Origin of the sequence: Natroniella sulfidigena (assembly GCF_023223645.1) — a bacterium.
Lineage (GTDB): Bacteria > Bacillota > Halanaerobiia > Halobacteroidales > Halobacteroidaceae > Natroniella > Natroniella sulfidigena.
This window is the reverse complement of the sequence record NZ_JALKBY010000003.1, coordinates 158,065-173,286: the sequence shown is the minus strand read 5'-3', so window position 1 is coordinate 173,286 and position 15,222 is coordinate 158,065. Positions and strand designations below refer to the sequence as shown.

Genomic DNA, 15,222 nt, shown 5'->3' with positions numbered 1-15,222 from the left:
GAAATAATATTTCTGGAGGTGGATTAAGTTGAGTAAAAAAGATAATCAAAATGACAAATTACCATTTTCTATTAGCTGGGCTAAGAAGAAAAATTTTATCAAGAAGCAATTAGAAAGGCTAAAGGGGTTACAGTGGAGTAAGTACATGCTAGTAATAATAATTTCTTTTGTATTAGGGATTTCTTTTGCGATTTATCAATTTATAACTGATCAGGACTTAAGTCAAGAAAGTGCAGAAGTAGAAATTGTTGAGTTAGAAGAAGAGGATGAGTATCAGTTTGAGATGAATGAAGAAGTATCAGTTCCATTAATGGGAGAGGAAGACCCACCGACAGAAACTGAAGAAGAACCAACAGAAGATGGAGTAGAAAAAGAGGAAGATAGCTACGAGAAAGAAGAAGAAAAACTAGAAGAAGAGAAACTTGAGGAAGAGAAAGCAGAAGAAACAGTATCTGCTCAACAGATGATAGATTTGATTAAGCCTACTAATGGAGAGGTAAGGAATGCTTGGGATTGGTATCAAGATGAAGTTTTAGAAGCTTGGAAGTTTAATGCAGGAGTAGATATTTATACTGCTCTAGGTGCAGAAGTTAAAGCTGCTAAGGCGGGCCAAGTTAAAGAGATAGTTGAAGATGAACTATATGGTACAGAGGTTGTAATTAAGCATAATCAATCACTTAAAACAACTTATTCTAATTTGGATGAAACAGTAACTTTAGGAGAGGAAGTTGCTCAAGGGCAAGTTATTGGTAAAGTTGTTGAGGATTCCTTTTATCCAGAAAGTAGGCTTAGATTTAAGGTGATTGAAAACGGGGAAAATATATCGCCATTAGAATATATTAAGTAATTTAAAGGTTGGCCCTTAATTAATTTGAATTTATTGTAATATTTATCCTTAATCTACATATATATATATTGGGATTAATTAAGGGGGACAAGTTGATGAAGGATTACATTTATCAAAGGGTATTAGAAGTAAGCAATTACATATACGAAACTAAAGCAACAGTTAGACAAGCAGCTAAAGTTTTTGGAGTAAGTAAAAGTACAGTACATAAGGATGTAACAGAACGTTTAGAGAAAATAAACGGACAATTAGCTGAAAAAGTAAAGGAAGTATTAGAGTATAATAAGGCTGAACGCCATTTCAGGGGTGGTGAAGCTACTAAAAGAAAATATATGGAAGAGAAAAATTCATCTGATATAAAAGAGGGTTAGTAATATTACTGGCTCTCTCTTTTTTTGTTATATTACAATAATGTGTCGGTTATGTGTGTGAGTGTGGGTGAAAATAATTTTGTAGGGGCAGGTCTCCGTGCCTGCCCGTGAAACAGAAATTAGCCATATGTTTTAACGTATGGCGATCGATTGGTAAAATAAGATTTATTAAGGCTCGAGCCACAGGTTTCAACCACCCCAAGAGTACTTCCTCAGTCGGCAAAAAACGCCTCCTTCAGGGCGCTGTGGTGGAATTTCGGAAGCCTGATTGTGCTACAGGTTAAAACCTGTAGCTTGGGTTAATAATAAAAACCATTTTTTATAATCAAAATTTAGAGACACGTTAAAACGTGCCTCTATTATCACGAACGAAAAGTGCCACTTTATATCAATTCGGCTTTAAAAATTAAGCATTTAAAGGTATAATATCAGTAAGGATTAGAAAATTAATTTTATTTTTGAATTAGTAGCAGGATTTTTATAATCCAGTGTTTAATTAATAAATAAGGTTGAATTTAGAAAGGAGGATTATAAAATGATCAGAGGTTTATATACGTCTGCTTCAGGTATGGCTGCTAATTTAGAGCAGAATGATACTATTTCTAATAACTTATCTAATCTAAATACAAGTGGTTATAAAAAGCAATTAGCAACTAAGCATGAGTTTCCAAGTTACTTATTACATAGAACTGATCAGCAAGTAACTCCAACAGGGAAGATAGGTAGTGGAGTGATGGTAGATGAAATAAAGACAGATCATGGTAATGGTAGTTTTAAAAAGACAGGTAATGATTTTGATTGGGCTGTTCAAGGTGAGGGTTTTTTTACTATTCAAACGCCACAAGGAGAGCGATATACTCGTAGTGGAGAATTCACTTTAAATGATCAAGGAGAAGTAGTAACCCAAGATGGACATCCTGTTTTAGGAGAGAATGGAATTTTGCAGGTTCCTTTTGAAGGAGAGATTAGTATAGATAACAATAATAATTTACTCGTTGATGAAATGGTAATTGACAGTATACGAGTAACTGGTTTTGAGGATAAGAATGGTCTGACGAGGGAAGGAAGTAACCTCTTTGCTGCTGGGCCAGAAGTTGATAATGTATTTTTGGCTACTGGTGGTGTAGTACAAGGTTATTTAGAAGAGTCTAATGTTAATGCAATAGAGGAAATGACAAGAATGATTAATAATACACGAAATTATGAAGCTAACCAAAAAGGAATACAAGCACATGATGATACTATGGGTAAGGCTGTTAATGAAGTTGGAAGAACTTAAAAAAGTAATCAAGGAGTGAAGTGAAGGATGATTAGATCATTATCAAGTTCAGCATCTGGAATGAAAGCACAACAATTGAATATGGATACAATATCTAATAACTTATCTAATGTTAACACGAGTGGCTTTAAAAAGTCTAGAGTAGGTTTTCAGGATTTAATGTATCAGACTATGAGAACTGCTGGAACACCTAATAACCAAGGTTCTGAAATACCAACTGGAATTCAAGTAGGGCATGGTGTTCGGCCAGGAGCAACACAGAAATTGTTTAGTGAGGGAAGTTTAAAAGGAACAGAAAATCCATTAGATTTGGCAATAGAAGGGCCTGGTTTTTTTGAGGTGATGATGCCGGATGGTACAAGTGGTTATACCAGAGATGGTTCCTTTAATTTGGATAGTAATGGACAGGTAGTTACTTCAGATGGTTATTTATTACAACCACCGATCAATATTCCTGCTGAAGCGACAGATATTTCAATTAATGATGAAGGGGTAGTTACTTATTTAGAACCTGGTGATGAAGAACCACAAGAAGCAGGACAGATTGAATTAGTTAATTTTTCTAATCCAGCTGGTCTAGAAAGTGTAGGGCAGAATCTTTATCAGGAAACAGCTGCTTCTGGACAAGCGATGTTTGGTTTAGCAGGACAAGATGGTTTTGGTAGAATAGCACAAGGTTTTTTAGAGGAATCAAATGTACAAGTAGTAGATGAGATGGTTGATATGATCTCAGCACAGAGAGCTTATGAAACTAATTCTAAAGCAATTCAAGCTTCTGATGAGATGTTACAACAGGCTAATAATTTAAGAAGATAATAAAAGATAGGGGTTAAGGATAATGAAAAAAGAATTGATATCCCTGCTGGTTGGACTGTTGATTTTGTTAGTTAGCACTAGTGTTTTAGCAACCGAGAATATAATTGAAGTAACCAATCAAGTTGAAGTTACGGGAACAGAAATTCGACTAGTTGAAATAGCTCAAATAAAAGGGGATTCGGAGTTCAAAAGTAATTTAAAGAGTATTACTTTAGGTCAAGCTCCACTTCCCGGTTATCAACGTGTTATTTATCGTACTAATGTAATTAATGCCTTAAGAAGGGAAGAGATTGACCCGGAGCAAATCAGGACTAATATTCCCTATCACTTTTCTGTAACGACCGACTATAAGAAATTATCTGCAGATAAGTTAGTCCAGTTAGGGAAAGATTATATCTATCAAGAATTGGGACAAGAACCTGAGCAAGTTGAAATAGAAGTTAGAAACTCCCCTCAAGATCTAAAATACCCTACTGGTGAGCTTCAATTAGAAGTTGGTAATCTTCATCGGAGAAATCTATTAGGGCGGACTATGTTACCGATTGAAGTTAAGGTTGATGGGAGTTTATATCGTAGAGTTAATATTCAATATGAAGTTAGTTTATGGCAAGAAGTTTTGGTTGCTGAAGAGGATATAGAGAGTAGAACTGAACTTAGCCATGATCTTTTTCAGTTGGAAGATAAATTATTGACTACTCAAAACAATGACTTTGTAGCTAAAGATTATCCCTTAGATGGAACTCAACTACGGAGTTCATTACGGTCTGGTCAACCTCTGGAAGTAAGAATGATCGATCGTCCTCCTTTAGTCGGTAGATGGGAGGATGTCAAGTTGATTGCTCAAATTGGAGGGGTAATTATAACTGCTGATGGTAGATCACGAGAAGCAGGGCATTATGGAGATATAATCAAGGTTGAAAATAAAAATACTAGAAAGATCATAGAAGGTAAGATAATTGGCGAAAGAAAAGTACAAGTGATTACTGATTAAGGGAGTGATCTTAAGTGAAAAGAGGGCTTTTGATAATATTATTCCTTTGTTTAATTCTGACTTTTGTTGTACCAACTGCTGAGGCCACTTCTTTATGGGATGGTAATGATGCATTATTTCGGGATAATAAAGCTAATCAAGTGGGAGATATTTTAACTGTAATTATTAATGAAGATGCTACTGCTAGTCAGGAGGCTTCTACTGATGCTAGTCAGGATAATCAAGCAGATGTAGGAGGCGGAACGGGGATTTTAGATTTTATTAGAGGTTTCAGTTTTAGTCAGAGTGATAGTAGTAATGCAAGTGGTTCAACAACCAGAAGTGGTAGTCTTTCTGCTGAAATAACAGTCCAAATTGAAGAAGAGCTAGAGAATGGTAATCTTAAGATCAGTGGTACTAGAGCTGTAACGGTAAATGATGAAAAGCAAGATATTAAATTGACAGGAATAGTTAGACCTGAAGATATCTCACCCCAAAATACAGTTCAATCAAATTATATTGCTAATGCCGAAATAGATTATGAAGGTAGAGGAGTTATTGGAGATAGACAACGACAAGGAATTATTAGTAGAATGATTGCTTGGCTTTTCTAGGAAGAGGGGATAATATGAGAAAGAGTTATAAACTGTTATCTGTAATTATATTTTTACTAATACTTATTAGCTTTAATAGTGATTTTACTTTAGCTTTAGCTCCAAATCAAGAAGGAGTAGATGACCCATTAGTAAGGATTAAAGATATAACCAGAATTGGAGGAGTTAGAAATAATCAATTGATAGGTTATGGAATTGTAGTTGGTTTAGATGGAAGTGGTGATGGTCAAAGTAGTCAATTGACAGTTCAATCTATAGCAAATATGTTACAGAATTTTGGAGTAGATATTGCTCAAGATGAATTAGGGGCCAACAATGCTGCAGCGGTTATGGTTACTGCAGAATTACCTCCATTTGTTCATCCTGGAAGTGAAATTGATGTTACATTATCTTCAATTGGGGATGCAGATAGTCTAGAAGGTGGAACTTTATTGATGACACCTTTAACAGGACCTAGTGGAGATGGAGTTTATGCGGTAGCACAAGGGGCTGTATCGGTTGGTGGATTTACAGCTGGACAGGGTGGAGCTCAAGTATCCCAAAATCATACTACTGTTGGGAGAGTACCAAATGGAGCAATAGTTGAAGAGGAAGTACCAATGGATTTCAATACTGACAATGAACTTACCTTAGTACTATCAAATCCTAATTTTGCTACTGCCCAAAGAATAGCTGATGTAATTAATCAGGAGTTTGGTTATACTCAGGATGGTGGTTATTATGCTCATGCCAAGGATGCAGGACAGGTTGAAGTTCAAATACCTAGTTACTTTAGGGATAGGGTTGTAAACTTTATCTCTAGAGTTGAAGAGCTGGAAGTTAGACCTGATACTGAGGCTAAAGTTGTGATTAACGAGCGGACAGGAACGGTTGTAATGGGGCATAATGTTCGGCTATCGAGAGTCTCAGTTTCGCATGGAGATTTGACAGTTACGATTGCTACTACAGAAGAGGCTGTTGATGTTGGGGAAGATGAAGTTGAAATTATAGAAGAAGAAGAGGTAGATGTAGAAGAAGAGGAAGCTAGCTTAGTAGTCTTACCTAAAGGAGCAGATATTTCAGATGTAGTAACTGGCTTAAATGCTGTAGGAGCTACTCCTAGAGATGTGATCTCAATTATTCAAGCAATTAAAGAAGCGGGAGCATTGCATGCTGATTTGGAAATTATGTAAATTAGGTAGGTGAGATAATGAAGATAAGTTCAGATTTGAATTTAAATCAATTGCAGCTTAAGAATACCAATTTGAGTAAATCAGAAAATGAATTTAAAAATTTATTAGAACAGGAAGTCAATACTAAAAATGAGCAAAAAGATGAGCAGCTAAAAGCAGTTAGTAAAGAATTTGAATCAATCTTTTTGAGTATGATGTTTAAACAAATGAGAGATGCTACTTTACAATCTGATTTGTTAGATGGTGGTTTAAATCAAGAAATGTTTGAAGATATGTATTATGATGAGATTGCTAAAGAAGCTACTGGCAAGGAGCAATTAGGAATTGCAGAAGCTGTCTATCGGCAATTAAGTAATAATTCTTAATGCTAGTTATATTTGCTCAGCTAAAGTTATAAACTAAATAGTAGTTATTGTTATATTATAAGAAGGGAAGGGATTTAATTGCGGTTAATTTCAAAAACAACCATACTAGTACTTCTTTGTTTGCTGGTAGCAAATGTAGCGTTAGCTACCGAACAAGAAATTATGCCTTTAACAGATATTGAATCTGGAATGCAAGGTGTAGGAAGGACAGTCTTACGGGGGACTGAAATAGAGGAGTTTGATGTAGAGATTATCAGTATGTTAGATTCTTCTGATTTGAGCCAAGATTTAATCTTGGTCAAAACAAGTGGAGATGTAATAGAAAGATCAGGTGGTATAGCTGCTGGAATGAGTGGTAGTCCAATTTATGTTGATGATAAATTAATTGGAGCTATCGGTTATGGATGGCAGATGGCTGATCATAAGATTGGTTTGGTAACACCAATTGAAAGCATGTTAGATTTATTAGAATTAGAAACAGGTGATTTGGATATAACAGAAGATAAAGAGATTGCTTTATCTACACCTCTAGAGATAGATGATCAACAGTATGAAAAGATAGCATTTACTTCAGATGAGCAAAAAGCAGCTAAAGATAATATATTAGTAGCTACTCCAGTCAATACTCCATTATTAGTCAGTGGTTTGAGTGGTAGGGCCAAAGATAGATTAGCAGAGGGGCTAGATGATTATGATCTAATGCCTGTATCTGGTGGCGGTCTAATGGAACAGAAAGAGAATGATATACCTTTTGAGCCAGGGAGTGCAATGGCTGTTCAATTAATGAGAGGAGATATTAATGTTTCAGCAATTGGGACATTGACTTATCGAGATCAAGATCAGATTTTGGGTTTAGGCCACTCTTTCTTATCACAAGGAAGTGCTAATTATTTACTTTCTTCTGCTTATATTCATCAAATGATAACAAGTATTGAGATGCCTTTCAAAATTGGTTCACCAGCTGAACTGAAAGGTGTTATTACTCAAGATCGAACAGCAGGAGTAGCCGGTAAAGTAGGCTCTTATCCTAACATTGTGCCGGTTAAGGTCAATTTAAATGATCAAGATTTAGCTAAAAGTGATACATATAATTTGCAGATTGTTCAAGATGAAGATTTAATTGAAGAATTAGCAGCAACAGCACTCTTACAAGCAATAGATAGTACTATTGATCGTCAAGGAGCAGGAACTGCTAAAGTAAGTTGGGAAGCAGTAGGCAGCCAACTGCCAGATGGAACATTTGAGAGTACTAATCTTTATTACAGTGGTAATGATATAGCAGTGGCAGCTTTATCTGATTTTATTCAAGGGTTATCATTAGTTATGAATAATCCTTTTCAGCAGATTAATCTAGCTAATATTGAAGTTGATATCGAAATCAAAGAAGAATCTAAGGTTGCCTTATTAGAAGAGGTCAGTTTAGAGCAAGAGCAGGCAAGGCCAGGAGAAAAAGTAGACTTAAAGGTGAAATTAAGGCCTTATCGTCAGGAAGTAATTGAAAAAGAGATTGAGTTGAAAATTCCCGAAGATACCCCAGAGGGAAATTTAGCAATCAATCTTCTAAGTGGCCAAGAAGCTAATTTTAATCTTTTCTATACAGAACAACCTGAGGAAGCGAAACAATCCAAAGCTAATAACATTAAAAGTTTAGAAGAGTTAATAGAGATTTATCAGTTGCAAAATAAAAATAATAGCCTAGTGATTGAATTACAACCATTACCAGATTATTCTTCCGCTCAAGATGATGAGTTTGATTCTATTGAAAAAGAGGAGGTTGATCTTGAAGAGGTTGAAAGTGGTGAGCAAGAATCTGTTCAACAGGTTGAGGTCGATCATGACTTAGTTGAAGAAGTAATAGAGACAGATTATGTATTGACTGGTAGTTTAATTAAGGAAATTGAAATTATTACAGAAGAAGATTAGTAGTAAGCTCCTCGTACGAGGGGCTTTTTTGCTGTTTGGTAAATTATGATTTTTAGAGATTATAGATAACTTTTATTAGTTTGTACTTGTTAGTTTTACTTAAACTTAATCTTAGACTTAATCTGAGTTGCCTCCGGCAACTTTTTTGCTGCCATTTAATTGCGAGTAATGCCAATATATTATAGTTTTCTTAATAAATAACTAGCAATTACTATTGCAACTACCGATGAAATATAATATCATTAAAGTAGTTTGAAGATTAGATTTGGGGGCAAAGTAATGAAACTAGAGCTACGTAATTCTAGATTAACTATAATACTTGGTTTGCTCTTGTTGTTAGTGATGATGACTGTATATTCAAATATTAATCACTTGTTATTACAGGCAAGGGAAGAAGCAATTAATCTTTTAGAACAAGAATTAGCAACAGAGATTGTAGTGGATGATATAAAAGTTAGAGGAATTAATAAGATCAGTATTGCTGGGTTGACTGTTAAGGATGAAGATGCTAGGGATTTATTGACAGTTGAAGAGGTTACTATTAACTACAGTTTATTTGATTTAATCTTAAATAGGCTGGATCCTTTAGAGGGGATTAATGATATTGGGTTAGTAACGCCTGAAGTCCAGTTGATAGAAGAGGAGGACTGGAATTATCAATTTTTAATTGATCAGTTTGAGGTGCCGGAAGAAGTAGAACATTCTTTTCCAATTGAGATTGAACAAGGAAAGGTAGCTTATTTTGATTCTCAATTTGAAAAAGAGATAGAGAATATAAATGGTGAGATTACAAGTGGGCAACAGCTAAGCTTTGACCTACATAGCAATTCAGGGTCTAAGTTGGTTAAAGAGTTAAGTTTAGCAGGAACTTTTGAGGCAGGGAATTATCATTTAGAGCTGAATTTTGCCGATTTGAAGTTAACCAATTTAACAGAGGATTATGATTTAGATATGTTGGATGAGGTTGAAGCTAGTGGTCAAGCAGCGGGAATGCTTAGACTAAGAGGTAATATGGAAGGTTTATCTAGTTATTATGGTAACTTAGAGGTTGTTGATGCTATTGCTAGTAACGATCAGCTAACAATAGATGGAATAGATGGAGTACTTAGCTTTAATAAGTATGGCTTGCGCTTTGAAAAATTAACTGGAAACTATCAAGATATGCCACTGGAGTTGACAGGAGAGATATTCAGTTGGGAGCAGCCACAATTGAATTTAGAATTTATTTCTAATAAGATAGACTTAGGAGAAGTTAGTAATTTAGTTGGGTTAGATCAAGTTGAGCTAGAAGGGTTGGCCCAGGCTAGTGGAGGGATCAATGGAAGTTTAGATAACCCAACTATTGTTAGTGAATTTAATTTGGAGGAAGGACAGATTGAAGGGGTTACTTTAGATGGGTTTAAAAGTGAAATTTATTATAAAGATCAAGTATTGAATTTTGAAGAATTAGAATTTGACTTAGCAAGAGGTAGAGTAACTGGTGAAGGTAGGGTTGATTTTAGTAAAGAACTTGATTATATCTTTACCACTAAACTAGCTAATATAAGTTTGACTAGTTTAGAAGAAGAGCTGGAGGTTGAATTTTCTTCTGAAGGCTTAATTAATGGTGAGACTATTCTTTCTGGGTCTGGAATAGAGGCTGAAGATTTGAATATGCTGGGTTCAGTAGCAGTAGATGAAGGTTCAATCCAAGATTATGATTTTAATCAGTTTGAGACAAGCTTTTGGCTTAATCAGGGGAATTTTTTCTTGAATCAAGCAGAGTTGATAACAGATTATAGTAAGTATGATCTGACTGGTTTAGTGACATTGGATGGAGATCTGGATTTAAATTTAATAGCTGATAATGTAAAATTAGCTGAATTAGCTGGGTTCCATAACCAAGAAGAGTTAACAGGTGAGGTTGATTTGACTGGTCAAGTAAGTGGTAACCTATCTGAACCTCAGTTTAGAGGTGATTTTAGAGGATCAGATTTAGAATATGACTTTTTAGAATTAGGAGAGATGAACGGTGGATTAATTTTATTAGATGAAGGGCTTCAGTTCAAAGAAGTGGTCTTACCTGAGTTTTCTAGTTCACTAAGTGGAGGTATAGACTTTCAAACTGGTAAGTCTGATATCGTATTAAGAACTGAAGGGGTTGAACTTAATGAAGTATTAACAGCGACAGATATTCAACTACCATTCTCAGGTATAACTACTGGAAAGATAAAGATTAACTCCTTATTTGCTCCTTTTAAGTTAGCAGGTGAGGTTATAATTGAAGATGGTATTGCTTATGAGCAAGGTTTTGATCAAGCAGAGATTGATTTTACTTATAATGATCAAGAGGTTATAATTAATGACTCTAAAGTTAATTATCAAGATAGTGATTTACAAATCTTAGGTTCTATTGAAGGAGAAGAGTTGGATTTGCAGTTTAAAGCTGATAATTTAAGTTTGTCCAGTATTGATTATTTACCAGAAGATTTTGATGTTAGTGGACAAAGCGCTTTAGAAGGTAGAGTCCATGGTTCAATTGTTGCTCCTCAAGTAGCGGGAATTATTGAAGGGAGTGATATTGAAATCTATGGTCAACAACTAGGAGATTTAGAGGGTAGAGTTGATTATAGAGAACCTAATTTATACCTAAAAGATATAGCAATTAATGATGGTGATTATCGTTATCAGACACATGGAGTTATAGACCTTAATCGTCAAGAATTTGATGATTTGATCTTTGAAATTCAAGAGGGTAACTTAGATCATTTTACTCAATTTTTTGCTGAAGAGTTTGCTTTATCACATCCTGTTGAGGGACGAGTTGTTGCTAATGGTTCTTTGCTTGAGCCAGAATTAGAGCTTGATCTGCTCTTTGAAGAAGAAGGAGGAGTTGGTTATCTACAGGCTAAAGGGGATTATTGGCTACAACGCGATCTAGATTTAGAACTGATTGCTAAGGAATTTGATTTAAGAGCATTAGATGAGCTGGAACTAATCGATCACCAGTTGGCAGGAAGAGTTAATTTAACAGGAAATCTAACTGGCAGTTTAGATAATTTAAATTTAGACTCTCAAGTCAGGGTTACTGATGGGCAAGTTAGTAATTTAGAATACCAAAGATTGGCTGGCAGACTTAGATTGATAGATAGTCAAAAATTGATCTTAGAACAGCAGTTACAGCTTAAAGAAGATAATATTTTACAAGCAAGAGGGAAGGTACCTCTAGTTGAAGATGAAGAGTTTGATCTTGATTTAAGAGTGGAGGAAGGAAATTTAAGTATTTTATCTTTCTGGCTAGAGGATATTGAATCCGCTAAAGGTCGTGGTAGAGGTGATCTTAGTATTGCAGGAAGCTGGCAAGATCCTAAGCTGAACGGGAATGCTGAGATTGTTTCGGGTAGTTTTGATCATTTAGAGTTGGATCGAGAATTTAATAATTTAAATGGTAGAATTGATTTTGCTGATAAAGAGGTTATTGTTGAGCAATTAACAGGTTATTATGGCTCAGGAGATTTTGATTTGGATGGTAAGATTTTAATCAATGGTTTTATGCCTAAAGAGTATGATTTAGAATTGACAGGAGAAGATATCTTCTTCAAGCATGGTTCTTGGGAAGGATTAAATCAACTAGATTTACAATTAGCTGGTGATTTTGAGCAGCCACTGATCACAGGAGAGATAATAGCTTACAATACTTTCTTCAGTCTACCAGTTGATTGGCCAGTAATGGAAGGAGAAGGCCAATTTAATATAGAACCACAGTTTGATTTAGTAATTAAGCCAGGTCAAGATGTAAGAGTAGGAAATAATAATATTGATATCTTGGTTCAGTCAGGAGAATTATTCTTAGAGAGTGCTTCTCAGGGAATAGAGCTGACAGGACAGTTAGAGTCTACTACTGGAAGATTTACTTATTATAACACTGAATTTGAAGTTGAAGAGGCTAGTGCTAATTTTGGTAGATATACGTTTGTCCCTGATTTACAACTGGAATCAAATGCTAGAATAAGAGGGGAAGAGATTGAATTAAATCTGTATGGTCCAGCAGATCAGCTTGAATTTAATTTACTTGCTCAAGATGATCTAACAGAAGAGGAGGTTATCAACTTATTAGCACGCCAAGGAGGGATGGGAAGCTTACTAGAGAGAGATTTTGAAGAAGCAATCAGAAGTGAGATGTTTAGAATTATCGATGAAGGAATTAAGACTGAATTGATCTATCGTGTGGAAAGATCTTTTGAAAAGACATTGGATTTAGATCAAGTTAGAATCAGATCTTTATTGAGTGATGAGGTAGAGATTAAGTTGGGTAAGTTTATCTTTGATAATTTCATGTTGAAGTATAATCATACTTTTGGAATTGAAGAAGAACAAGCAGTAGGTTTTGAATATCAATTTTCACGTGGGTTAGAGAATTTACGCCTTGATGGAAATTATAATAATTATGGTGACTACCAGATGGGCTTGGAAATGAGTCTCCCGTTTTAGTAATTAGTAACTAGTAATTAGTAATTGGTAATTAGTAAAGATTAAAACAGAAGTATTTATCAGAAATGGAGGAATAAAAATTATGTTTAAAAAGACAGGTTTAACATTATTGATTTTAGTAGTTTTATTAGCAAGTAATAGTCTAATTGCAGCTGCTGAAGAGCCAGTTCCAACAGATAATACTGTGACTGGGATTGAAGTAACAGGTAATAAACTAGTATCTGAGGAAGAAGTTTTAGAAGAAGTTACAACTGAAATTGGTGACGAGGTTTCTAATGAAAAGTTACAGCAGGATATGCAACAAGTTTTTGATTTAGGTTATTTCTTTGATTTACAAATTTTATTTAGAAATTATGAAGATGGAGTCAAATTAGTTATAGAAGTAATTGAAAACCCTGAATTATCAGCGATTAAAATTGAGGGAAATCAAGAAATATCAACTGAAAAGTTAAAAGAGTTGTTAAAGTTACAAGAAGGTGAAATCCTTAATGTTAATTCTTTAGATCAAGGTGTAGAAAGGATTAATCAGTATTATCAAGAACAAGGCTATGTGTTGGCCCAGGTTGTTGATGTTACAATTAAGGAGCAAGATCAATTAGAGATAACTATCGATGAAGGTCGTTTAAATAGTGTTAGTATTACAGGAAATGAAGAGACTGAGGACTTTGTAATTGAAAGAGAGTTAACTTTAGAAGAAGGAGAAGTATTTAATATTGATCAGATGTGGAATGATTTTAGAAACTTGTATAATTTAGGATACTTTAAAGATATTAGACCTGATATGCAGCCTGTACCAACTGATCCGCAAGCGGTTGATTTGGTAGTTGAAGTAGAAGAACAGAAGACAGGTACTTTCAGTGTTGGAGGCGGCTATTCTTCTGCTGCTGGTTGGACAGGTATGGTTGATGTAGAGAAGGACAATCTATTTGGTCGTGGCCAAAAAGTGAATTTAAGTTGGGAGTTTGGTGATACGACCACTTATGAATTAGGGTTTTATGAACCATGGGCTTTTGGTAGTGAGACGAGTTTAAATTTCAATCTTTATCGGACTGAACATGATGACCCAGTAGACGATGTTTCCAGAAGACAAGGTGGGGATATTACAGTTGGTCATCCGTTAGCTGATGATATTACAGGTTATCTGCAGTTAGATTACCACAATACTAAATATGAAGATGAAGATGGAGAAGAGTATGATGACAATACTAGAAGTGTTACATTAAAGACGATTCGAGATACTAGAGATAATATCTTCAGTCCTCGCTCAGGAAGTAGGCAAGAACTATCAGTTGAGAATGCAGGGCTACTTGGTGGTGATACTGACTTTACTAAATATGAAGCTGATTTGAGAAATTATTTACCAGCAAGAGAAAAAGATACTTGGGCCTTTAGACTGAAGACAGGACTTAGTGATGGAGAACTTCCTCAAGGAGAGCGTTACTCATTAACTGGACTTAATGAAATAAGAGGCTATAGTAGTGATTATTATGATAGAGATAATAATGCCGTTGAAAATGGTTTTGTTGATGGGAACTCTATGTTAGTTAGTAATTTAGAATATAGATTTGGCATTGTAGATAATGTAACAGGGGTTGCTTTTGCTGATGCAGGTAAAACTTTTGCAAATAATAGTGATATTAGCTTGAATGATTTGAATTATTCAGTTGGTTTAGGAGCAAGATTTAATACTCCAATGGGACAGTTAGGATTGGATTATGGTTATGCTCCAGAAGGTGAATTAGATGATAAGACTAACTTAAGCATTAGAATCGGTAATACATTCTAAAGGGAGTGGAATAATGAAGAAACTATTAGCAAGTGGACTCTTAATTACTCTGGTTATAGTGGGAGCATTAGTAGCTGTTAATCCTGTTCAGGCTGAGCAAGCTGAACAGGAAGAGGTTGATAATCCTCAGATTGCCTATGTTGATATGGAGAGTCTATTTTTGAAACATCCTCATAAGGAAGCGTCAGAAGAAGAGTTAGATCAAAAGGCAGAACAATTACAGCAACAGCTTGAGGCTGAAGCAGTTGGCTTGACTAAAGAAGAACGACAGGAGTTACTAAAGGAATATCAACAAAAGCTTAATCAGCTGGAGAAAGATTTAATTCAAAGTTTGATAGATGATATCAATTATAAGATCAGGGAAGTGGCACAAAGAGAAGATATAACTATTATTATTGACCAACCGGTAGTTATTTATGGTGGTTATGATTTAACAGCAGAAGTTTTGGCTGAACTGGATACTGAAGAAGTGATAGAGTCAGAAAGTGATGAATCAGAAGAAGAACCAATTATTGATTTAGATGATGAAAAGTTACTAGAAGAGGAACTGTTTGAAAGTGATGAAGAGTTGGATTAAATCATTTTTAACTTAGAAAGCAGGTGTTTTCT

Annotated in this window: 12 protein-coding genes; all 12 read left to right on the top strand. The window is 35.0% G+C overall.

Annotation, left to right across the window (positions count from 1 at the left end; translation table 11 throughout):
- Positions 1–28: 28 nt before the first annotated feature.
- The 12 genes from MWH28_RS03275 to MWH28_RS03220 all read left to right on the top strand — a co-directional run bounded on the left by MWH28_RS03275 (position 29) and on the right by MWH28_RS03220 (position 15,190).
- Positions 29–847, top strand: a complete 819-nt coding sequence (locus tag MWH28_RS03275) for a M23 family metallopeptidase (protein ID WP_248617849.1) — start codon at positions 29–31, stop codon at positions 845–847.
- Between the two features lie 95 nt (positions 848–942).
- Complete coding sequence (gene spoIIID / locus MWH28_RS03270) at positions 943–1,218, top strand: sporulation transcriptional regulator SpoIIID (protein ID WP_248617848.1); 276 nt, start codon at positions 943–945, stop codon at positions 1,216–1,218.
- Between the two features lie 535 nt (positions 1,219–1,753).
- Positions 1,754–2,497: a flagellar basal-body rod protein FlgF gene (gene flgF, locus MWH28_RS03265; protein ID WP_248617847.1), complete on the top strand. Its 744-nt coding sequence runs from the start codon at positions 1,754–1,756 to the stop codon at positions 2,495–2,497.
- Between the two features lie 27 nt (positions 2,498–2,524).
- The gene (gene flgG / locus MWH28_RS03260; protein ID WP_248617846.1) at positions 2,525–3,313 is read left to right on the top strand and encodes a flagellar basal-body rod protein FlgG; all 789 of its coding nucleotides are present in this window, start codon (positions 2,525–2,527) and stop codon (positions 3,311–3,313) included.
- Between the two features lie 22 nt (positions 3,314–3,335).
- Positions 3,336–4,304 carry a flagellar basal body P-ring formation chaperone FlgA gene (gene flgA, locus MWH28_RS03255; RefSeq protein ID WP_248617845.1) on the top strand — a complete coding sequence of 323 codons (969 nt, stop codon included), beginning with the start codon at positions 3,336–3,338 and terminating at the stop codon, positions 4,302–4,304.
- A gap of 14 nt (positions 4,305–4,318) precedes the next feature.
- Positions 4,319–4,897, top strand: a complete 579-nt coding sequence (locus tag MWH28_RS03250; protein WP_248617844.1) for a flagellar basal body L-ring protein FlgH — start codon at positions 4,319–4,321, stop codon at positions 4,895–4,897.
- 14 nt (positions 4,898–4,911) lie between these two features.
- The gene (locus MWH28_RS03245; RefSeq protein WP_248617843.1) at positions 4,912–6,069 is read left to right on the top strand and encodes a flagellar basal body P-ring protein FlgI; all 1,158 of its coding nucleotides are present in this window, start codon (positions 4,912–4,914) and stop codon (positions 6,067–6,069) included.
- Positions 6,070–6,086: 17 nt separating this feature from the next.
- On the top strand, positions 6,087–6,434 hold the full coding sequence (locus MWH28_RS03240) for a rod-binding protein (RefSeq protein ID WP_248617842.1): 348 nt from the start codon (positions 6,087–6,089) through the stop codon (positions 6,432–6,434).
- A gap of 78 nt (positions 6,435–6,512) precedes the next feature.
- On the top strand, positions 6,513–8,357 hold the full coding sequence (locus tag MWH28_RS03235) for a SpoIVB peptidase S55 domain-containing protein (protein ID WP_248617841.1): 1,845 nt from the start codon (positions 6,513–6,515) through the stop codon (positions 8,355–8,357).
- A gap of 279 nt (positions 8,358–8,636) precedes the next feature.
- Positions 8,637–12,827: a translocation/assembly module TamB domain-containing protein gene (locus MWH28_RS03230; RefSeq protein WP_248617840.1), complete on the top strand. Its 4,191-nt coding sequence runs from the start codon at positions 8,637–8,639 to the stop codon at positions 12,825–12,827.
- Between the two features lie 82 nt (positions 12,828–12,909).
- Positions 12,910–14,613 carry a BamA/OMP85 family outer membrane protein gene (locus tag MWH28_RS03225; protein ID WP_248617839.1) on the top strand — a complete coding sequence of 568 codons (1,704 nt, stop codon included), beginning with the start codon at positions 12,910–12,912 and terminating at the stop codon, positions 14,611–14,613.
- A 13-nt stretch (positions 14,614–14,626) separates the two neighbouring features.
- Entirely contained in the window at positions 14,627–15,190 is a 564-nt protein-coding gene (locus tag MWH28_RS03220) for an OmpH/Skp family outer membrane protein (RefSeq protein WP_248617838.1), read from the top strand.
- Positions 15,191–15,222: the final 32 nt, after the last annotated feature.

Bases quoted from the DNA above. Each gene is read 5' to 3' on its own strand.
- MWH28_RS03240 (WP_248617842.1), top strand. From the start codon at position 6,087: ATGAAGATAAGTTCAGATTTGAATTTAAATCAATTGCAGCTTAAGAAT.
- flgG (WP_248617846.1), top strand. From the start codon at position 2,525: ATGATTAGATCATTATCAAGTTCAGCATCTGGAATGAAAGCACAACAA.
- flgF (WP_248617847.1), top strand. From the start codon at position 1,754: ATGATCAGAGGTTTATATACGTCTGCTTCAGGTATGGCTGCTAATTTA.
- spoIIID (WP_248617848.1), top strand. From the start codon at position 943: ATGAAGGATTACATTTATCAAAGGGTATTAGAAGTAAGCAATTACATA.
- MWH28_RS03225 (WP_248617839.1), top strand. From the start codon at position 12,910: ATGTTTAAAAAGACAGGTTTAACATTATTGATTTTAGTAGTTTTATTA.
- flgA (WP_248617845.1), top strand. From the start codon at position 3,336: ATGAAAAAAGAATTGATATCCCTGCTGGTTGGACTGTTGATTTTGTTA.
- MWH28_RS03245 (WP_248617843.1), top strand. From the start codon at position 4,912: ATGAGAAAGAGTTATAAACTGTTATCTGTAATTATATTTTTACTAATA.
- MWH28_RS03220 (WP_248617838.1), top strand. From the start codon at position 14,627: ATGAAGAAACTATTAGCAAGTGGACTCTTAATTACTCTGGTTATAGTG.
- MWH28_RS03230 (WP_248617840.1), top strand. From the start codon at position 8,637: ATGAAACTAGAGCTACGTAATTCTAGATTAACTATAATACTTGGTTTG.